The sequence below is a fragment of the Nitrospinota bacterium genome (assembly GCA_016235255.1).
Lineage (GTDB): Bacteria > Nitrospinota_A > UBA7883 > UBA7883 > JACRLM01 > JACRLM01.
Map to the genome: position 1 here is coordinate 24,021 of JACRLM010000043.1, position 18,352 is coordinate 42,372.

The 18,352-nt window shown below is 57.9% G+C and carries 20 protein-coding genes; 9 read left to right on the plus strand and 11 right to left on the minus strand.

Annotated elements, in window-relative coordinates; translation table 11 throughout:
* Positions 1-32: 32 nt before the first annotated feature.
* From HZB29_05770 to HZB29_05780, 3 genes are all read right to left on the minus strand, one after another.
* Complete coding sequence (locus HZB29_05770) at positions 33-362, minus strand: flagellar protein FlaG (protein ID MBI5815100.1); 330 nt, start codon at positions 360-362, stop codon at positions 33-35.
* A gap of 146 nt (positions 363-508) precedes the next feature.
* A complete protein-coding gene (locus HZB29_05775) occupies positions 509-2,269 on the minus strand; it encodes a VCBS repeat-containing protein (protein ID MBI5815101.1) in 1,761 nt (586 codons plus the stop codon).
* A 1-nt stretch (position 2,270) separates the two neighbouring features.
* Positions 2,271-3,350, minus strand: coding sequence for a VCBS repeat-containing protein (locus tag HZB29_05780; GenBank protein ID MBI5815102.1), 1,080 nt, complete (start codon positions 3,348-3,350; stop codon positions 2,271-2,273).
* Positions 3,351-3,438: 88 nt separating this feature from the next.
* On the opposite strand from HZB29_05780, the gene HZB29_05785 reads away from it, so the two are divergent.
* From HZB29_05785 to HZB29_05800, 4 genes are all read left to right on the plus strand, one after another.
* Positions 3,439-4,428 carry a hypothetical protein gene (locus tag HZB29_05785; GenBank protein MBI5815103.1) on the plus strand — a complete coding sequence of 330 codons (990 nt, stop codon included), beginning with the start codon at positions 3,439-3,441 and terminating at the stop codon, positions 4,426-4,428.
* A gap of 222 nt (positions 4,429-4,650) precedes the next feature.
* Positions 4,651-6,483, plus strand: a complete 1,833-nt coding sequence (locus HZB29_05790) for a PAS domain S-box protein (GenBank protein ID MBI5815104.1) — start codon at positions 4,651-4,653, stop codon at positions 6,481-6,483.
* A 95-nt stretch (positions 6,484-6,578) separates the two neighbouring features.
* Positions 6,579-7,952: a response regulator gene (locus HZB29_05795; GenBank protein MBI5815105.1), complete on the plus strand. Its 1,374-nt coding sequence runs from the start codon at positions 6,579-6,581 to the stop codon at positions 7,950-7,952.
* Positions 7,953-7,965: 13 nt separating this feature from the next.
* Entirely contained in the window at positions 7,966-8,508 is a 543-nt protein-coding gene (locus HZB29_05800) for a response regulator (GenBank protein MBI5815106.1), read from the plus strand.
* A 51-nt stretch (positions 8,509-8,559) separates the two neighbouring features.
* On the opposite strand, the gene HZB29_05805 is transcribed toward HZB29_05800, so the two are convergent.
* From HZB29_05805 to HZB29_05820, 4 genes are read right to left on the minus strand one after another with little or no spacing between them, the layout of a single operon-like run.
* Positions 8,560-9,219 (minus strand): methyltransferase domain-containing protein, encoded by a 660-nt coding sequence (locus HZB29_05805; protein MBI5815107.1) that lies wholly within the window; start codon positions 9,217-9,219, stop codon positions 8,560-8,562.
* A 7-nt stretch (positions 9,220-9,226) separates the two neighbouring features.
* A complete protein-coding gene (locus HZB29_05810) occupies positions 9,227-9,964 on the minus strand; it encodes a M23 family metallopeptidase (GenBank protein MBI5815108.1) in 738 nt (245 codons plus the stop codon).
* A complete protein-coding gene (locus HZB29_05815; GenBank protein ID MBI5815109.1) occupies positions 9,961-10,428 on the minus strand; it encodes a TIGR00725 family protein in 468 nt (155 codons plus the stop codon). Before HZB29_05815 ends, HZB29_05810 begins: the two co-directional genes overlap by 4 nt.
* Before the next feature lie 19 nt (positions 10,429-10,447).
* Positions 10,448-10,687 (minus strand): rubrerythrin, encoded by a 240-nt coding sequence (locus tag HZB29_05820; protein ID MBI5815110.1) that lies wholly within the window; start codon positions 10,685-10,687, stop codon positions 10,448-10,450.
* A gap of 108 nt (positions 10,688-10,795) precedes the next feature.
* On the opposite strand from HZB29_05820, the gene HZB29_05825 reads away from it, so the two are divergent.
* Together HZB29_05825 and HZB29_05830 are read left to right on the plus strand one after the other, a co-directional pair.
* Complete coding sequence (locus tag HZB29_05825) at positions 10,796-11,968, plus strand: efflux RND transporter periplasmic adaptor subunit (protein MBI5815111.1); 1,173 nt, start codon at positions 10,796-10,798, stop codon at positions 11,966-11,968.
* Positions 11,969-12,183: 215 nt separating this feature from the next.
* A complete protein-coding gene (locus HZB29_05830; protein ID MBI5815112.1) occupies positions 12,184-13,701 on the plus strand; it encodes a DHA2 family efflux MFS transporter permease subunit in 1,518 nt (505 codons plus the stop codon).
* Positions 13,702-13,718: 17 nt separating this feature from the next.
* Here the strand turns inward: HZB29_05830 and HZB29_05835 are convergent, their stop codons facing one another.
* The 4 genes from HZB29_05835 to lexA all read right to left on the minus strand — a co-directional run bounded on the left by HZB29_05835 (position 13,719) and on the right by lexA (position 16,866).
* Positions 13,719-14,162 carry a nucleotidyltransferase gene (locus HZB29_05835; GenBank protein MBI5815113.1) on the minus strand — a complete coding sequence of 148 codons (444 nt, stop codon included), beginning with the start codon at positions 14,160-14,162 and terminating at the stop codon, positions 13,719-13,721.
* 174 nt (positions 14,163-14,336) lie between these two features.
* Complete coding sequence (pgsA, locus tag HZB29_05840; protein MBI5815114.1) at positions 14,337-14,885, minus strand: CDP-diacylglycerol--glycerol-3-phosphate 3-phosphatidyltransferase; 549 nt, start codon at positions 14,883-14,885, stop codon at positions 14,337-14,339.
* A gap of 100 nt (positions 14,886-14,985) precedes the next feature.
* Positions 14,986-15,942, minus strand: coding sequence for a M23 family metallopeptidase (locus HZB29_05845; protein MBI5815115.1), 957 nt, complete (start codon positions 15,940-15,942; stop codon positions 14,986-14,988).
* 315 nt (positions 15,943-16,257) lie between these two features.
* A complete protein-coding gene (lexA, locus tag HZB29_05850; protein MBI5815116.1) occupies positions 16,258-16,866 on the minus strand; it encodes a transcriptional repressor LexA in 609 nt (202 codons plus the stop codon).
* 219 nt (positions 16,867-17,085) lie between these two features.
* Between lexA and HZB29_05855 the strand changes: the two genes are divergently transcribed.
* From HZB29_05855 to HZB29_05865, 3 genes are all read left to right on the plus strand, one after another.
* Entirely contained in the window at positions 17,086-17,472 is a 387-nt protein-coding gene (locus tag HZB29_05855) for a DUF302 domain-containing protein (protein MBI5815117.1), read from the plus strand.
* A 172-nt stretch (positions 17,473-17,644) separates the two neighbouring features.
* Positions 17,645-17,938, plus strand: coding sequence for a BrnT family toxin (locus tag HZB29_05860; GenBank protein ID MBI5815118.1), 294 nt, complete (start codon positions 17,645-17,647; stop codon positions 17,936-17,938).
* Entirely contained in the window at positions 17,913-18,155 is a 243-nt protein-coding gene (locus HZB29_05865; protein ID MBI5815119.1) for a CopG family transcriptional regulator, read from the plus strand. Before HZB29_05860 ends, HZB29_05865 begins: the two co-directional genes overlap by 26 nt.
* The last annotated feature ends 197 nt before the right edge of the window (positions 18,156-18,352 follow it).

Below are 18,352 nucleotides of genomic sequence, written 5' to 3' on the forward strand. Positions count from 1 at the left end.
AACACAGAGCGTTCAGGGAGGGGGGAGCCTGTTTAGCCTTCCAGCCCCATGGTCTTCATCCATTGCATGTAGGCTTTCTGGAACTTCACCATCTCCTCGCTGGGGTATTGGCGCACCACTTCGGTACGATTGTCCCGGTTGACAATTTTTACAACCAGGTTGTGGCCGTCCGAAATATCGTATTCATATGCCGTGTTTTTCCGTTCAGGCTCCGGCCCGTGGCCTATGTCCACCTTGTCGGAAACCTCGCTGGCTTTCGCCGCTTCCCGTTTAGGGTGTTTCCCTTGACCTCCGGCGTTCTCCGTGTGCTTTACCGCGGGGACAACCGGCTGGTCGAATCCATCAATCCTGCCGACCGTCATCGTAATCACCACCTTCCATAGTGAGGAAGAGCCATGCTCTTCAATTTACTTATCGGAACGGGGGGCGGGGACTTGAGAGGGGCGGGGGAGGCGGGGGTGAATAAAATGTCATGGTGAGCAATGTCGAACCATGACTATCGCCCCCTCTACCGGTTTGGCAGATATATCTCTGATTTGTCTCCCAACGAACCGGGGATGACGAGAGCATATCCGAGCACGCTTCCCTTGGCGGTGGCGGCGGCGGGGTCTTCAACGATGTCGCTGATCCAGCCTTCCGCGAACAACAGCCTGTCCTCCACGGTGTAGCCGTTTTCGGCTGGCTGGACGAACTTGATGGAGCTTTTCTCCAGCCCCCCCTTGTCCAGAAAGCCGCCGGGCTTGTATTCGGATGCGGCCACCGCCAGCGTCAGCCCGGCCTGGCTGTCGGCCACGGGAAGTATCCTGGGGTACACCGGCAGATAAAAGTTTTTTTCTACGGCGATGTTCTTTCCGGTGACACCGAATCCGGCCCCTTTCCACGCCAGCGCGCCGGACTGGTTGTATATCATCAGAAGCCCCCGGGAGGATATGCCGATGATCTCCATCACCCCGTCCCCGTCCAGGTCCGCCCGGCTTATCCCGGTGGGAGCCTCGCCCCCCTTGAGGGTGAACGCGGGGGCGAAAAAGTAATCCTGCCGCCCCGTGCGCCGGACGGTGAAAACCTGCCCGGTGGCCACAGGGTGTTCTTCCATTCCTTTCTGGGCGAGCAGGGAGCCCCCCGTCGAGGAGAAATAGTAGGGCAACGCGGTGGGCTTGACGGCGAAACCCTGCCCCTCACGCTCCACCACGAACGATTCGAAACCCTGGGAACCGGCGGCGTTGACGAATATCTCGTCCATCCCGTCGCCGTCGGTGTCGAACGCCATCACGCTTAAAATCCGGGGGGAACCGGCGGGGCGGGTCTCCCAGATTGTTTTCAGCCTGCCGTTTTCCGGAGTGACAATCCGAAGGCTCCCGGCAACGGCCATGGCCAGCGCCCGCCCGTCGGCTCCTGTTTTCACCCACGTGGCGGAGGCCACCTCGCCGTCCACCTGGTATTTTGTTATGCTAAGCCTGTCGCGTATGTCCATGGCCATCCGCGTGGCCTCTTTTTGCTGATGGGTGGCCGCGCCGGAGCCTTTCTGGAGGAATCCGGCCTTCGCGCCCGCCCCGGCGGAGATGGAGAAGCTCTTCTCGTCATCCTGCCCGGCCACGTGAGAAGCGACGGCTTTATCGGCGGTCCAGCGCATGGTCAATTCCGCCACGTTCCCCGCATCCGGAGAGAAGGCCGTTATCTTCACCATGGAGGCTTCTTTGGACGCTTCCACCGAAATCACGAAAGCAAAGTCCGCTTTCACGCTCTGGGCGATCTTGCCGGGGGATGTTACGGACGCCTTTGCCCCCGCCCCCTGCGTCAATTCCAGGGGAACAATGTCGAAGGCCGGATTTTCCGCGAACGCCTCTTCCAAAGCGCCGATTATCCCCTCTCCACCGCTTTTTTCGATGAGCAGCGCGCGCACCGGGTTGCTGATTCCCGTGGCCCGGCTTTTGCCCGGCTCTATTTTCCCTTTTTGGTATAGCACCGCGCAAAGGGCCGTGTCCCCGGAAACGCTTTTCACCCTGGCCAGCGCCACAATAGATGATCCGTCCGCCCCGGTTATCCGCGTGAGCGATCCCACCATCAGGCCGGAATGGGGAACGGATATGACCACCTCGCCCGGCTCTGTTTTCACCACCCGGCTTTTGAACCGGGCGAAAAGCCCCGCCGTTTTTTCCACGATGGCCTGGGCCTTCTTCTCATCATTTGCGCCGGCGGCATTCACCGGCGATGGGAACGCCATGGCGCACATCGCCAGGACCAGCGCCAGTGTCCGCAATGTCCGTGTCATTTTAAAAACCTTCCACAGTCAGCAACAATATCTCGGACTTTGTCCCGCCCATCAGCCCTTTTTGCGACCGGGCGGCGATGAAACTGTTTTTCCCGAAAGGAACGATGGCGTTTATCACCCCGTCCACCACAGGGGTGGAGGCGGTCACCTCGTACCCAAGTCCCTTGTTCTCCACCGCCAATATCCGCGATTTCACATAATTGCGCGTGGCCGAAAGCAGCGTGAAGGTATATTGGTTCTGCGGCGCCACAATCAAAGGAAATTTGCCGGAGGATGCCATCGGGACCATGGCCGGCTGTATCTCGTGATGTATCTCCGCTTCCGCTTCGTCCGTAAGTCTTATGGTGATGTCCGATCCGCCGAACTCCCCGTCCACATTGGTCCATTCGTCCCCGGCGCCGGAATGATAGACAAGCTTCCTGTTCATGTCGAATCCGGCCACGTCCATGGCGCCGTCCCCGTCAATGTCGAATATGGAAAGGCCGGACAGGCGCCGCTGTTCTGGAAGGGGGGTGAATGGGCGCTCGCCCATCCCCTGGTTTGTCCACTCCACCGCCATCACCTCGTCGCGCAGGGCCCCGTCGGTCCTTTGCCCCTGCCGGTAAAGCTTGCCATTGGCGCCGCAGATGAAGAAATATTTTAGCTCGTCCTGGACCCTGTCCAGCGACCTGCCATTAAATGAGAGTATCTCCCCCCTGGCTGCCGTTCCCGCGATTTTGTTCACGAATATCTCCGGCTCGCCTTCACCGGAGAAATCACCGGCGCACACTCCCGTAACCTGGCTTCGCGGCCCAGTGTCGTGCCGGGCGACCTTGCGCAACACTCCATTTTCAAGCTTGAATACGGCCACTCCGGTATCAAATCCGGCGATGATTTCAGCAGTCCCGTCCTTGTCCAGGTCATACGCGTAAAGGGCGGCGACGCGTTCCGCGAACTTGCCTATGGTCTTGCCCGAGAAGGCCGGGGCGGCCTTTGCCGTTGCGGCCACAGGGGCTGGCGGGGGGGCGCTGTCCGCCGCGGCATGATGGGAAAAAATCGCGGCTAAAAGGGGTGCGAGGGTGAAAATGAGTTTGTTTTTCATATCATTTCAAGATGTTTGAAGGGTCAAATATAGCATAACCCGCGGAACGCACGTCTAATTTTCGCACTTGTAAAAAGCGGGGGATGCCTTGATAATTGAGTATATGGAAGAGCGAGAAAAAGCCCCGGGTAGCGCGGCGGCGCGGAGGGAACCCATTCCGCGCGCCGTGCATGGCCAGTTCACATATCCTTATGGGGTCTATCCGGAGGATCCGTTTGCCCAGAAAGAGGGGTATGACTCCCGCTACCTGAAAAACGAAGGCTGTTTTTATTACGAGGTGATCGTCTCCCACGAGAAGATCATGGAAACTTTTTTCAGCCTCAGCCAGCTTTTGCCCGAGAACGTGTTCATAGTCACCAAGATACATTCCAACGACTATTACCGGGACCACGACACGTACATAAGCGAGGACCTTGTCCCCCGCAAGGACGCGGAGTCCTGGGTGGCGGACTGGCAGGACGTGGCGCTGGACGATGGATTTTTCGGCGTCGGCTTTTTCGCCGAAGGGGAGACGGTGGAGGTGTTCCTGGACGACCACAAGACCATCCACGTCTATCACAACAATCCGGACATGGTGGAAGCCACCCTCGAACGGCTTGGAATACCCTTCGAGATGGACCTGAAATTTTTCTGGGACTTGCCCCATTACCACGAACCCCTCCCTTTGAACGAGGAGTATGGGGACGATTTCCTTACCGCTTTCGAGGACATGGCCGATCTTTACGAGCTGTACCTGGACGAGGAGGAGGAGGAGAACATCGACAGCGAAGGGACCCCGCTGGGGGTGACCTGCTGGAAGGTGGAGGTGCGCGGCTACGCCCCGCCGAAAAAAGGGGTGGAGGCGGCCAAGGGCTTTTATTCCACCATTTACGTCAACGCCAACTCCCGCAAGGAGGTGGTGGAGCTGATAGACGAGCACCTGGCCTCCAAGGAAGAACAGGTGGACCTTTACCTTCAGATGGCCCGCGTCCCCGTGGAGCTTCTCACCAGCGACATGAGGAAGCTTAACGCCGACCCGGACGAGCCTTGCGTGTGGTTCGAGTCCGAGCGGGTGGCCTTCGACTGGGACCAGAGCTGATATAACCGCATCCCGTTTGGAGCGCGGGCGTCTTGCCCGCAACAAGTCAAAGGAGCCTCGAAGGCTCCTTTGACTTGAGGAAACGATTTTGTAATTAAACAGAGCCGTCGAGGCTCCGTTTAATTATTGCGGGCGGGACGCCCGCGCTCCAAAAGAAAGTAAAAAAACACCTTAAACCTTCCGCCGGGGTATAATTTTTCCATTGGGGAGGTTTGGCTGAATATGACCGCTTACCATTATTTCCTTGAAGTGGGCAGGATAATCATCTGCTTTCTGATCATCCTGTATATCTATTTCCTCAGCCGCAGGAACAAGCTGTCCGGCGGGCAGGGGTGGTATCTGATCATAATCGGCATACTGCTTATCATGCTCGGCAATGTCGTCCAGACGGCCATGGAGCATTTCGCGCCGCATTTATTCCGCGGTTTTGAGGCCATGGCGTCTGACCTCGAACTTCTGGAGAACATTCCGCTTTATCTTGGCGGCTTTCTCGCGCTGGCCGCCGGGCTGACAATATGGATGCCAACGGTCAAACACCTGAAGGAAAGCGAGGAGCGGTTCCGGCTGATCACCGAGACCATAAACGAAGTGTTCTGGATGGCAGATCCGGCTATAAACAGGATGATATATGTCAGCCCCGGTTACGAGAAAGTGTGGGGGCGGTCATGCAAAAGCCTGTACGCCGACCCGCGCTCTTTCATAGAAGCGATCCACCCGGAGGATGTTGGCCGGGCGCTGGCCGATCTTGAGGTCCAAAAGACCGGTCAGCCTTTCGACCATGAATACAGGATAATCCGTCCGGGCGGCTCTGTCGCATGGGTGTGGGACAGGGGTTACCCGGTTCGGGGCGATGGAGGGGAGGTCATTTTTTATGTCGGCGTGGCCAAGGACGTAACCGCGCGCAAGCTGGCGGCGGATGCGCTTTTAGAAAGCGAGGAGCGGTTCCGTCTTGTCGCCGAGACCACGCAGGACGCGGTGATCATAGCCGATGAGGATGGCAGGATCGTCACCTGGAACCACGGCGCAGAAGCGATGACCGGTTATAAATCCTCGGAGGCCATCGGCAAGTCCGTGGCGGAGCTCATAGTGCCGGACGATCACAGGCAGTCACATGAAAACGGATTCAAGCGGTTCAAAGTGAACGGGACCGGCCCGTTGATAGGGAAAATGACCGAAATTATGGCCAAAAAGCGGGACGGGTCGCTGCTTCCGGTGGAGATTTCCCTTTCAGCGGCCAGGGTACGCGGAAAGTGGACGGCCATCGCGATGCTTCGCGACATTTCGGAGCGCAAAAGGGCGGAGAAGATGCTTTTCCAGTCCGAAAAGATGGCGTCCATCGGGCAGCTTGCCGCGGGTATCGCCCATGAAATAAACAATCCGCTAAGTTTTGTGAACTCCAACACTATTTATATGAAGAAAAACATCGAAAAGATGTTCGATCTGGCCCAAAGCCGCTCAGCGGACAGAGAGGGCGAACTCAAGGAGCTTGCCAAACTGAAAGAAGAGTCCATCGAAGTGGTGAACGAAACGCTGGAAGGGACAAAGCGGATCGTATCGATTGTGAAAGACCTGCGGACGTTCACCCACGTTTCCGGCGAGGAGTTGAAGGTGGAGGACATACATGCGATCCTGGACGGGACGCTCAACATCGTCCACAACGAATTAAAGTACAAGGCGGAAGTGGTAAAAGAGTATGATGCCGTCAATACGGCGATAGAATGCGTCCCGAGCCAGGTGGGGCAGGTGATGGTGAATCTGCTGGTGAACGCGGCCCATGCGATAAAGGAAAAAGGGAGAATAACGGTCCGCACCCGGGACGAACAGGGCTGCGTGGCGGTGGAAATAGCGGACACCGGGTCTGGAATACCGCCGGAAAACATGGTAAAAATATTCGATCCGTTTTTTACGACAAAGCCCCCTGGTGAAGGGACTGGCCTTGGGCTGGCTTTGGCGTATAATATCGTTCAGAAACATCACGGGACCATTTCGGTGGAAAGCGAAGTTGGCAAGGGGACGGCGTTCACGGTGACCCTGCCTTTGACGCAACCGGAATAAGGCGCCGGGGGACGCCGCATATCCTGTGGTTTTTTCGCCGGCATGCCGCCGGCGGACGCGCGTAATGCGCGCAACGGGGAAGGGATGATACTGTGGTGGAGAACGGGAATAGTTCCGGCAAGACGGCCACCGCCGGAAAAGCGTCCAACAAGGCGGACGCCCATTTTGTTTCCGCGCCATCGGGAGAAACGCCAAGCATCCTGCTGGTGGACGACGAGGAAAAAATACTCACCTCCCTTAAAAGACTTCTCACCCACGCCGGGTATGAGGTGTACACGGCGCAGGGCGCCGCCCCGGCGCTTGCCATCCTGTCGGAATGGAAGATAGACCTTGTGATATCCGACCTTAAGATGCCCGGAATGGACGGCGTCACCTTCCTTGACACCGTGCGGGAGAAATGGCCGGCGGCGTTCAGGATACTGCTCACGGCCTATGCGGACACCGAGGCCACCATAGACGCGATCAACAAGAGCCACATCTACCAGTATTTCATGAAGCCGTGGGACGACAATGAGGTCCTCATCGTCGTTCGCAACGCCCTGGGGCGCAAGAGGGCGGAGCAGGAAAAGAAAGCGCTGGAGGAGAAAATCCGCGTCCAGAACGCCATGCTCATGGAGCTTAACGCCAGCCTGGAAGCCAAGGTGGCCGAGCAGACGCGGGAAATCAGAAAATCGCTGCAGGACCTTTCCGCCGCCCATTCGGAGCTTCGCAAGTCGTTCTTCACCTCCATCAAGGTGTTCGCCAACATAGTGGAGTGCCGCGAAGGGGCGATGGCCGGCCATTCGCGCCGTGTGGCCGCCACCGCCAGGGACCTGGCGCTAAGGATGGGCCTGCCGGAGACCGAAATCCAGAACATCGTTGTGGCGGCTCTGCTGCACGACATCGGCAAGATCGGCTGGTCCGACGAAATGCTCCGCAAGCCGTTCATAACGCTGAACAACAGCGAACGGGCCGAATACGCCAAGCATCCCACCCTGGCCCAGGCGATGCTCATGCCGCTGGAATCGCTCAACGAGGCCGGCGGGATCATCCGCCAGCACCATGAGCAGCACGACGGGAAGGGATTCCCCGGCCACGCCGCGGGCAAGGACATTGCGATGGGGGCGCGGATCGTGCTTCTGGCCAACGACCTGGACGCGCTGCAGGAAGGCTTCCTGCTCAAGGAGAAGTTCACAAGCCAGCAGGCTGTGGAGTACATAGTCGAAAACAGCGGCAAAAGATACGATCCTGAAGTGGTGGACGCCTTCATCGCCAGCCGCATCAGCTCCTCGATGGAGACCTCCATCCGGGAGATGGTGCTCGATTCGTCCAGTCTGCGGGCGGGGATGATGCTCTCAAGGGACCTGTATTCGTCCCACGAGGTATTCTATCTTTCAAAAGGCCAGGCGCTCACAGAGTCCACCATATCGCTTCTTAAGACCATCGAGCGGATTGACGAAGCCCCAATGGTCTTCCATGTTAAATCATGAAAGGAGTTTTTCAATGTTCCGGATAATGATAGTTGACGACGAGGTGAACATCATCAAATCGCTCACCCGGGCGCTTGCGGGCGAATATGAGATAGAATCGTTCGAGTCCCCATCCGCCGCGCTGGCGCGGGCCAACGGGAAAGAGTTCGACCTGGTGATGTCCGACTACCGCATGCCGGAGATGAACGGGGTGGACTTTCTGGCGGCGGTAAAGGAGCGCCAGCCCCACGCCGCAAGGCTGATATTGAGCGGATACACCGACCGGGACGAGCTTATCGGCGCGATCAACAAGGCGGAGATTTACAGGTTTTTGAGCAAACCCTGGGACGAGTACGAACTGAAGGTCACCATCGCCCAGGCCATCGCCCATAGCAAGCTGTTGGCCGAAAACCAGCGCCTTGCCGATACTGTGCGGCAGCGGGAACGCAAGGTGTCCGAATTGAACGACATTATGACCTTCCAGAAACGCGAGCTTGAGCGGCTTGAAAAGCTCCATCCGGGGATAACGAAGCTCACGATGGACGATGAAGGCAATTACATAAGCTCGATTTCGTGACACTGGGGGCGCGTCGCGCCGTGATGCCGGCATGCCACCGGGACGGCGGCGCTACAATTCCTTTCGCGCCACGGTGATCCTGTAAAGCGGTTGTACGTCGTCGGAGACGATGGTGAAACGGGGATCCTTCCCGAACATCCCGTGTATCGTCGCGGCGCCGAATTTTTTCATGTCTATTCCCGTGGTGTCGTCCGCCTTCGCCCTGGCGTGGATGAGCGCCGCGTGGCCGCCTGGTCTTATCCAGCCGATGATGTTCTCCACGGCTCCGGGAAGCTGCTCTGGCTCGAAGTAGTACAACACCTCCGAGCACACCACCAGGTCATACTCCGGCGAGGGAGGGGTGGTGAACACGTCCATCCTTTTTGCGGTGACGCAGGAGGTTCCGGCGGTGCGTTCGGCGGTCCTTTTCACGGCGATGTCCGATATGTCCACGGCCAGCACATGCGCCGCCTTGCCGGCCAGCGCCTCTGTCATGAAACCCTCGCCGCAGCCCACCTCCAGGACATTATCGAAACTGTCCTTGAAGGCCAGCGCGGCCATGGCCCGGTCCAGCTTTTCCTTTTCGTAATCGGATTGCCCCACATGATACGGGTCCTGTTTCTTGTATTTCCAGTTGAAATACATCCGCACGATAAAGCGGTTCTCCGCCAGCGCCCGTTTGACGAACGGGAAGTTGGCGGCCTTGTGGGCAAGTTTTGAAAGGAAAGTCATCGGTCAATCACTCCAGCGCCGGAAGGTATTTTTTCGGGTCCACCGGTTTTCTGTCCACACGCATCTCGAAATGGCAATGGAAGCCCGTGGCGCGGCCGGTCTTTCCGACGGTGGCGACCTGTTCGCCCTGTTTGACCTCCTGCCCTTCCTTTACGATGTTCTCGTCGTTATGGGCGTACACCGTTATGGTGCGCCTGTCGTGCTTGAGGATCACTATCTTGCCGTAACCGGAAGGCCCCCACCCGGTGTAGATCACTTTCCCGTCGGCGCTGGCCATGATGGGGCTTCCCTTGGACGACCGCAGATCTATCCCGTCATGTTTTATGTTGCGCCGGATTCCATAGCCGGAGCCTATCGCCACGCTCTTGAGCGGCCAGATGAACTTTCCTTTCATCTGGGGTGTATATACCTTGCTGTCCTCTTCCTCCTCCTCGTAGTCCTTCGCCTTTTCCTCTTCCGGTCCGGCGGCGCCGGGGGCGATGACAAGCTTTGCGCCCACCTTCACGTTGCGCACGTCGGTGATGTTGTTCAGCTTGATGAGCGTGGAGGGGGGAAGGTTGTATCTGCGGGCGATGCTGTACAGCGTCTCGCCTCTTTTCACGATATGATACCGCCCCTTGCCGGAATCGGCGGGAGCCTCGTCGCCGCGCTTGTACGATGGCCTGCGGATGGCCTCCCGTTCCGCGCACGACGATGCGAGGACCACCATCATGGCCAGCGCTATGAGCAGACAGAACTTTTTCACGGCCGTCCGATCCGCCCGAACGCTTCTTCCACCGCTTCTTCCGGGGTGGAGCGCACGATTACCCCTTTGACCGTTCTCCACGCGTCCACGCCGATCACCGGTTTGCCAAGCTTTAAGGCGATGGCTATTTCCGACAATGTGCCGCTCTCCCCCTCGAAGGCTATAAGGACATGGGCCGTGCGGACTATTATCACATTGCGGGCGTGCCCCATCCCGGTGGCCACGGGGTAGGTGACATGTGGATTGCAGGCGCGCGCGTCGTCCCCCGGCAGCACGCCGATCACAACGCCCCCGGTCATTGAAGCCCCGCGCGACGCGGCCTCCATCACCCCTCCAAGGCCGCCGCACACCAGCGCCGCCCCCCGCCGGGCGATAAGCTCGCCGGCGCGTTGGGCCATCGCCGCCGCCTCCGGCCCGCAAGAGCCTCCTCCGATGATCCCGATGATTAGCTGTTTTTCCGGCATGGCTTGAATTTGCGGCGGGTCACTTGTCTTTCATCACTTTCAGGCCGAGGCGCTTTTTTATTTCATAATAGCGCTCCTTTAAAACCCTCTCATGGGTTTCTTCGTCCCGGATAAGGCGTTCGAACATGCTTTTTACCTCGGGGTCCGCGGCCAGCGCCAGCCCTTTTTGATAGCGGGAGGCCGATTCCCTTTCCTCCCGGATCGCTTCTTCGAGAATGGCGAGAATTTCTTCCTCCACTATCCGTTTGTCTTCCGTCATCTTTTCCGGCGCTCAAAATTGACCATTATAAATTTTAACATTGAAAAAGGGGTGTTTCGCGCCGAAAATAACGATTTGAAGCAAACCTTGCGAAGTGACGGAACGGACATGGAAGGCAAACCATCGGACAAACCGCCGGGGGAAAAGCCGGACGGGGGGCGTAAAAACGCCCTCATAAAGCTTGCCGGAGCCTTCGCTTTGGCCGCGTCGCTATACGGCGCCTACTGGCTTTTCCACGGCAGGTTCCACGAGACCACCGACAACGCATATGTCACAGGCAACCTGATAAGCATAGAGCCGCAGGTGGCCGGCTCCATCATTTCCATCGGCGCCGACGAGACCGATTTTGTGAAAAAGGGGAGCGTGCTTGTCCGGCTGGACGGGGCGGACACCCAGGTGGCGCTGGAGAAAGCGAAGGCGGAGCTTGCCGAAAACGTGCGCCGGGCCGGCCAGATGATAGAGCAGGTGGAGCAGGCGAAGGCAGGCGTTTCGCTTAAGGAGGCGGAGCTTTCCAAGGCGCGGGACGAGTTTGAACGCAGAAAGACCTTAGAGCAGAGCGGCGCCATATCCCGGGAGGACTTCGACCGGGCCAAGACCGCGTATGACGTGGCCGGGCAGGCGCTGCGGGGCGCCGTGCGCCAGCTTAAAGGGGCGCAGGCGCTGGCGCCGGACAAGGACGTGCGGGACAATCCGGCGGTGAAACTTGCCATGTCCAAGGCGCGCGAGGCGCACCTGGCGTGGAAGAGGACGGTGATAGTCTCCCCGGTGGAAGGGTATGTGGCAAAGCGCGGGGCGCAGGCGGGCCAAAGGGTGGCCCCCGGCAGGCCCCTTATGACCATCGCACCGGTGGCCGCTATCCGGGTGGAGGCGAATTTCAAGGAGAACCAGCTTTCCAACATGCGCATCGGCCAGTCTGCCACCCTCACTTCGGACATGTACGGCGGTTCCGTGGTGTTCCACGGCAAGGTGGCGGGCATAGTGGCGGGGACGGGGAGCGTGTTCTCTCTGCTCCCGCCGCAGAACGCCACGGGCAACTGGATCAAGATCGTCCAGCGCGTCCCGGTGAAGATAGACCTGGACCCGGCGGAGGTTGCGGCGCATCCGCTTTTCATCGGCCTTTCAATGAAGGCGGACGTGAACACCTCCGACAGGAGCGGCAAGGCCCTTGCCACAGTGGAGCGCGGCAAGGAGGTTTACGGGACGGAAGTTTACGCCGCGCAGTCCGAAGGGGCGGACGAAATGATAGAGGAAATAATAAACGGCGCCAAACCGGCGCGGTAGCCCAGGAGGAATTATTCACCACAGAGACACAGAGGCACAGAGTCAGGAAATGTTTTTCTCCATTCCTTGTGGTAAAAATCAGGTTTCTACCGCTGTCCGTGGTCAGGTGGAGACATGCAAGCTCCTTTCCCCTCCGTGCCTCTGTGCCTCTGTGGTTGCAACATTCTTCTTCCTCACCGCAAAACCATCCGCCGCGCCGCTGTTATAATCATCCGATGAACCCCACCTATCTAGAAGGCCCGCGAAGGGGCATCGCCACCTTCTCGCTGACGCTGGCCACGTTCATGAACGTGCTGGACACCACCATCGCCAACGTCTCCATCCCCGCCATAGCCGGGTCGCTTTCCGTGAGCCCAAGCCAGGGGACGTGGGTGATCACGTCGTATTCGGTGAGCATGGCCATAGTGCTGCCGCTCACCGGCTGGCTTGCGCGCAGGTTCGGCGAGGTTCGGGTGTTCACCGCCTGTACGGCCTTATTCAGCCTTGCCTCGTGGCTGTGCGGCCTTTCGCCGGACTTTTACACCCTGGTGCTCCTGCGCACCTTGCAGGGGGCTGTGGCCGGGCCGATGATCCCGCTGTCCCAAAGCCTGCTGCTGCGGTGCTACCCTCCGGAGAAAAAGGGGCTGGCGCTGGCCTTCTGGTCCATGACCACCGTGCTGGCGCCGATCCTCGGCCCCATCCTTGGCGGCTACATCACCGACAACATCGGCTGGCCCTGGATTTTCTACATCAACATTCCCGTGGGGATCACCTCTTCTTACATCACCTTGCGGGTGCTTGGCGAAAGGGAGTCGGCGGTGGTCAAGCAGCCGATAGACGTGGTGGGGCTGATGTTGCTCATCGCGGGGGTGGGGAGCCTGCAGCTTATGCTCGACTGGGGGCACGAGATGGACTGGTTCGAGTCGAATCAGGTGACGCTCCTGGCCCTGGCCTCCGTGGTGGCGCTGAGCTTTTTCCTGGTGTGGGAGTATTACGAGGAGCACCCCGTGGTGGACTTTTCGCTTTTCAAGCTTCGCAACTTCACAGTGGGGACGCTTTCGATAAGCCTGGGGTACATGACATTCTTCGGCGGAGTGGTGATTTTCCCGCTGTGGTTGCAGACCCAGATGGGCTATACGGCCACCTGGGCCGGGCTGGCGGCGGCTCCCATCGGGATCGTCACGCTTATCATGTCGCCGGTGATAGGCTCCATCGTGTACAAGGTGGACGTGCGCCCCCTGGCCAGCTTCGGGTTCGCGGTGTTCGCGTTCACCTGCTTCTGGCAGGGGATGTTCAACACTTCCGCCGGTTTTTTCGATGTGGCGGCGCCAAGGCTCGCGCAGGGGCTGGGCATGGTCTGCTTTTTCATCCCGCTCACCACGCTTTCCATCGCCGGTCTTTCGCCGGACAGGATAGCTTCCGCCTCCGGGCTGACGAATTTCCTGCGGATAATCGGCGGGAGTTTCGGCACATCCATCAGCGTGACGATGTGGGAGCGGCGGGAGTCGTATCACCAGTCTTACCTGGTGGAGAAAGTGAACATGCTCGATCCGGTGGGCCGCGCGGCGCTGGAAGGGGCGCAATCATTGGGGATCGGTGAGGGAGGGGCTTACGCGATGCTCCACAGGACGGTTGGGAACCAGGCGGTGATGCTGGCCACCAACGACATATTCCTGCTATGCGGCGCGGTGTTCAGCCTGCTGGTGTTTTTCGTGTGGCTGGCCAGGAGTACGGAGCCAGTGGGAAGACGGTAAGAAAACCCGGGGAACCGTTATTCTCCCAGCGCTTCTATGTCCGCCATGTCCCGCTTGCGTCCGATGGCGCGCTTGTTGGCGATGAATTGTTCCCGGCCGATAAAGTTAATCGGGATATCGCCGTAGCTCCCCTCAACTTTTCCCGCGAAAGCGTCCGGCCATGTTACGCCTGTGATAGACGATATTATGTCCACCCGCACGGGAGGGACGCCAAGCTGCACGACGCTGTCCTCTTTTGCGAAATCATCCTCGGCAAGGCCCATGGAACCGAATCCAAATTCCGCCAGCGCCGCGACGATGCGCCGTGCGTTATCGAAGGAAGGCTTTATGAAAATATCCAGGTCTCCGGTGAATCGCGGAGCCCCATGGAACGCCAGCGCATAACCGCCGACGATCATGTATTCAACGTTGTGGGCGTTGAATGACTTTAACAACTCTTTGAAGTCTGCCTGTATGTCCATTATATTGGCCGCGTAGTTGTTCGACAGCTTTGATGCGCTCTTCTGGTGTTCTGGAAAGCCAGTACGCAAGGTCGGCCTTCGCCGATGAGGCTTCCCGCATATTGAGCTTTTTTACGGTTTTCTTGAGCATTGCCTATTTTACCACGGACATAAGTCGGCGCGATCCCGCGCGCGTCACACCACTTCCCCCGCCTTCTCCGTGTCCAGCCTGTTCCAGAACTGGCCGAAATAGTCTATCGCCGAGATTATCGCAAGCACCATCGCCGTCCATATGGCAAGCTGCCCGGCGTAGTGGAACACCGGGTTGAAATCGAGTATCAGCAATAAAATCGCCGTGATCTCCGCCCCCATCTTGTACTTGCCGCAGGCGCCCGCGGCGATGTGTATCCCCTGGGACGAGGCGATGGCGCGAAGGCCGGACACGGCGAACTCCCGCCCGATTATCACCACCACGATCCATGCCGCCACCCGGTCCAGCTCCACCAGCGGCACCAGGGCCGCCAGAACCAGAAGCTTGTCCGCCACGGGATCCAATAGCTTCCCCAGGAGTGTCACCTGGTTGGTGACCCGGGCAAGGTGGCCGTCCAGCCAGTCCGTCGCCGCGGCGAAGCCGAATAGGGCCGCCGCTATCAGGCACGACCATAACGAGGGGGAAATGAGGAACACCAGGACCAGCGGGACAAGGAATATCCTCAGCAGCGTTATCCTGTTTGGAAGGTTTATGTCGAGCATAGTGGACGCTCTAAAAAAATAAGGGGTGAAAATAAAAAATCCGGACGGGATGGAAATTCCCGCCCGGACGTTAATAACGTTGCCCGGTGTTCTAGTCCTCCAGGATGTACCGGTATGGGTTGACCGGCACTCCGTTTAGCCGCACCTCGTAATGAAGGTGCGGGCCGGTGGACCTGCCGGTGCTGCCAACAAGGGCGACCGTGTCTCCCCGCTTGACGCGCTGGCCGATATTCACAGTGACTTTGGCCGCATGGCCATACCGCGACACCACGCCGTATCCGTGGTCTATTTCCAGAACGTTGCCGTAGCCGGGATTAAATCCGGCGTTGATCACCACGCCGCTGGCGGGGGCCAGGACAGGCGCGTTGGCCTGCGTGGCAATGTCCAGCCCTTCGTGCAGTTCGCGCATGCCGGTGAAAGGCGAGCGCCTGTAGCCGAAGTTGGATGTTATAAAACCCCTGGCGGGCCATATGGACGGGGTGTGGGAGAACAGGGCCGACTGCTCCTTGAAAAACTCGTCAAGCTCGAAGAAGGAAAGCTCCTGGTTCTCCGCCATCTGCTTGACCCGGTCCAGGTCCGTGTTCAGCGAGTCAAGCACCGAATGGGTCAACTTCTGGGAAGATCCCGTCAGGTCCATGTCGTCCCGGCCCGGGCCGCCCAAACCGAATTCCGTGCTGGACGGGGACTGCTTTTCCAGCGCCGTGATAACGCGAAGTTTCCTGTCGAACTTCTCCAGCCTTGCAAGCTGGGTCTCGATCAGCTTCATTTTCTGGTTGAACTGCTGGATCTCAAGTTTCTGGCTGGCGGTCACCGATCGCAAATCCCTCAGTTCCCCAAGGTCTTCGCTCTTTTTGATTATGGAAAGGGAAAAATACGTGAAAAGGAAAAACATGGCGACAGCCACCCCCCCCATGCCGTGAATAACGGCCTTGGGGACGGAGAAACGCATGAATTTGCCCGTGACGTCGGGGACGAATATGAAGGTGTACTTCTTGGCCATCAAGGCCTTGAGTTTTTCTTTATATACAGCCAGCTTTACCTTAAACATTCTTTCCGTGTTTGCAGTTGAAGACTAGTAACAATCCAAAACGATTTTGAAAGAATCCGTTGGAAAACCCCCCTGGTGTTCTAACGTCACTTAAACAAGCCTTAACAGAATCTTAAAACTTGCCTAGTCGTGTTTTTATAATAGTTATTTCAAGTAAAGTCAAGCCTTTTTTTGTTGGGCGGGGGGCCAGTTAACACCGTAATCCATCAAGCTGTTATGAAGGTATGTACCGCAGTATGAAATACCCGGCAGTCATGTTAAATACTTTTGCCCGGGTGGTGAGGCTCCCAAGTCCGGTGGTTGTCCGCAAATGAATCAAAATTTCCGCAGCAATCCGATGACCACCCCCTGGATTTTCACCGAATCCGCCGGAAGGATTATCGGCTCCATGGCCGAATTTGCCGGCTGAAGGCGCACCGAGCCTCCTTCACGGAAAAACCTTTTCAGCGTCACCGCCTCTCCGTCCACCAGGGCCACCACCGTGTCCCCGTTGTCGGCGTACTGGCGCTCGTCCACGATCACAAAATCCCCGTCCCGTATCTGGTCCTCGATCATTGACTCCCCGCGAACCTTGAGAACATATGTCCTGTTCCGCCCAAGCATGTCCTCCGGGATGGCCACAGTGTCCTCCCCCGGATAGGCCTCGATGGGCGATCCGGCGGCGATAAGCCCCAGCAGCGGCACCTCCGCCGACCCGGCCCGGATTTGGTCCTCCTTGCGCACAGGCTCGATGGCCCGGCTCATGTTCTTCTGGCGGCGGATAAGCCCTTTGCCCTCCAGGTTGGTCAAATGCTTGTGGATTGTGGCTGGGGATGAAAGCCCGAAATATTCGCAAATTTCCACAATGCTGGGTGCGTACCCGTTTTTCTCCAGGAATGAAACGATAAAATCGAAAATAAGCTTCTGCTTTTTCGTCAGGTGCATATGTGCGCCTCCTTACCTGTGGTCAATCTAAGCGAACGCAAAGCGAAAGTCAATAAATATTTCGCAAAAAGTTCGCTTTTGTTTTCTTGCAGGCGCATCAGTGCATTGATAAATCCTAAACCGCCTGAGGGGCATCTATATTCATGTGTCAGGATTTTGTTCCGGGAATGTCACCTAGGCGACTGGCATAGGTTTAATCGTTAAAACTGGAGATCGCGCATGAAACTGGGCATAGATAAAACCGTGGCGGGCGAATTTGACACGGTGCTGGAAAAAACGAAAGAAGCGCTCAAGAGCGAAGGATTCGGCATACTCACGACCATAGACGTGAAGGCCACAATGAAGGAAAAGCTGGGCGCCGATTTTGAAAATTACGTGATTCTCGGCGCGTGCAATCCCCCCTTGGCCCACAAGGCCCTCACCGCCACCCGCGAGGTGGGGCTGCTCATGCCGTGCAACGTGGTCGTGCGCGAGGTTGGCCCGGGGCGTATATCGGTGAGCGCCGTCAATCCCGCCATGTTCGCCCAGGTGATGCCGGAGGTGGACCTTTCGGAGATGGCCACACAGGCTTCGGCCAAGCTGACCACCGCCATCGGCAAGGTGTGATCTTTTCGCTCGGCGGGGTGTTTGAGCGCGAAGCGCGTCACCCCGCCGTCGTTATGGCGGCATGATGAGTCCGGGGTGACCGACCTTGCGGGCCACAACAACCCGGACAGCGTTTTGAACCGGCCGGTAATCCCGTTATTGCATAAAACGTCCGGATGAGCCATACTTTTATATGGCTTCACCAAGAACCAGCTTTGAATGGGACGCGCGCAAGGACAAGGAAAACCTCGCGAAGCACGGAGTTTCGTTTGCGCTTGCCCAGTCGGCGTTTTTCGATCCGAAACGCGTTATCGCCAGGGATTTAAAGCATGGGGCCGGTGAAGAACGATATTACTGCATAGGCAAGGCGAGCGGAGGCATACTCACCGTCCGTTTCACGTGGCGCGGCGGGCGGATACGGATAATAGGGGCCGGTTACTGGCGAAAGGGAAAAGTTGCATATGAAAAAGCGGGCAACGCGGATTAAGTACACTGACGAGCCGGTTGACATGGAGGTGATAAGGGACTTCCTGCCGCCGCCGGAGAAGCTTGTGGCAAAGGAACCGTCGGTGAAGGTGACGTTGAGCCTCACAAGGAACAGCGTTGAATTTTTCAAGCGGCAGGCCAAGCTGCGCCATGTGCCGTATCAGACGATGATAAAAAAGACCCTGGACTTATATGCCGAGATCAACCAGTCGAAGTGAATTGTCCGCAATCGCAAATATCGGGGGTGGAGTGGGCTGTCTTGCCCCTTCGCCCTATGTTAGCAACAAATAGAAATGTCCGGTTTAGTAGCACATGAATTGTCCGCTTTGTCCATCCGGTGATTTCCGATTAATCCCGGCGGGGCCGCAAGCGGCGGACAGTTACGCCGCGGCCTTCCTTTTCTTTTTGATTTCAA

What these genes read in the sequence shown, in the direction of transcription:
- HZB29_05780 (MBI5815102.1), bottom strand. Translation starts at nt 3,350, where the DNA reads ATGAAAAACAAACTCATTTTCACCCTCGCACCCCTTTTAGCCGCGATT.
- HZB29_05815 (MBI5815109.1), bottom strand. Translation starts at nt 10,428, where the DNA reads ATGCCGGAAAAACAGCTAATCATCGGGATCATCGGAGGAGGCTCTTGC.
- HZB29_05770 (MBI5815100.1), bottom strand. Translation starts at nt 362, where the DNA reads ATGACGGTCGGCAGGATTGATGGATTCGACCAGCCGGTTGTCCCCGCG.
- HZB29_05845 (MBI5815115.1), bottom strand. Translation starts at nt 15,942, where the DNA reads ATGTTTAAGGTAAAGCTGGCTGTATATAAAGAAAAACTCAAGGCCTTG.
- HZB29_05805 (MBI5815107.1), bottom strand. Translation starts at nt 9,219, where the DNA reads ATGACTTTCCTTTCAAAACTTGCCCACAAGGCCGCCAACTTCCCGTTC.
- lexA (MBI5815116.1), bottom strand. Translation starts at nt 16,866, where the DNA reads ATGCACCTGACGAAAAAGCAGAAGCTTATTTTCGATTTTATCGTTTCA.
- HZB29_05820 (MBI5815110.1), bottom strand. Translation starts at nt 10,687, where the DNA reads ATGACGGAAGACAAACGGATAGTGGAGGAAGAAATTCTCGCCATTCTC.
- HZB29_05835 (MBI5815113.1), bottom strand. Translation starts at nt 14,162, where the DNA reads ATGGACATACAGGCAGACTTCAAAGAGTTGTTAAAGTCATTCAACGCC.
- HZB29_05775 (MBI5815101.1), bottom strand. Translation starts at nt 2,269, where the DNA reads ATGACACGGACATTGCGGACACTGGCGCTGGTCCTGGCGATGTGCGCC.
- HZB29_05865 (MBI5815119.1), top strand. Translation starts at nt 17,913, where the DNA reads ATGAAAAAGCGGGCAACGCGGATTAAGTACACTGACGAGCCGGTTGAC.
- HZB29_05825 (MBI5815111.1), top strand. Translation starts at nt 10,796, where the DNA reads ATGGAAGGCAAACCATCGGACAAACCGCCGGGGGAAAAGCCGGACGGG.
- HZB29_05800 (MBI5815106.1), top strand. Translation starts at nt 7,966, where the DNA reads ATGTTCCGGATAATGATAGTTGACGACGAGGTGAACATCATCAAATCG.
- HZB29_05860 (MBI5815118.1), top strand. Translation starts at nt 17,645, where the DNA reads ATGGCTTCACCAAGAACCAGCTTTGAATGGGACGCGCGCAAGGACAAG.
- HZB29_05830 (MBI5815112.1), top strand. Translation starts at nt 12,184, where the DNA reads ATGAACCCCACCTATCTAGAAGGCCCGCGAAGGGGCATCGCCACCTTC.
- HZB29_05855 (MBI5815117.1), top strand. Translation starts at nt 17,086, where the DNA reads ATGAAACTGGGCATAGATAAAACCGTGGCGGGCGAATTTGACACGGTG.
- HZB29_05790 (MBI5815104.1), top strand. Translation starts at nt 4,651, where the DNA reads ATGACCGCTTACCATTATTTCCTTGAAGTGGGCAGGATAATCATCTGC.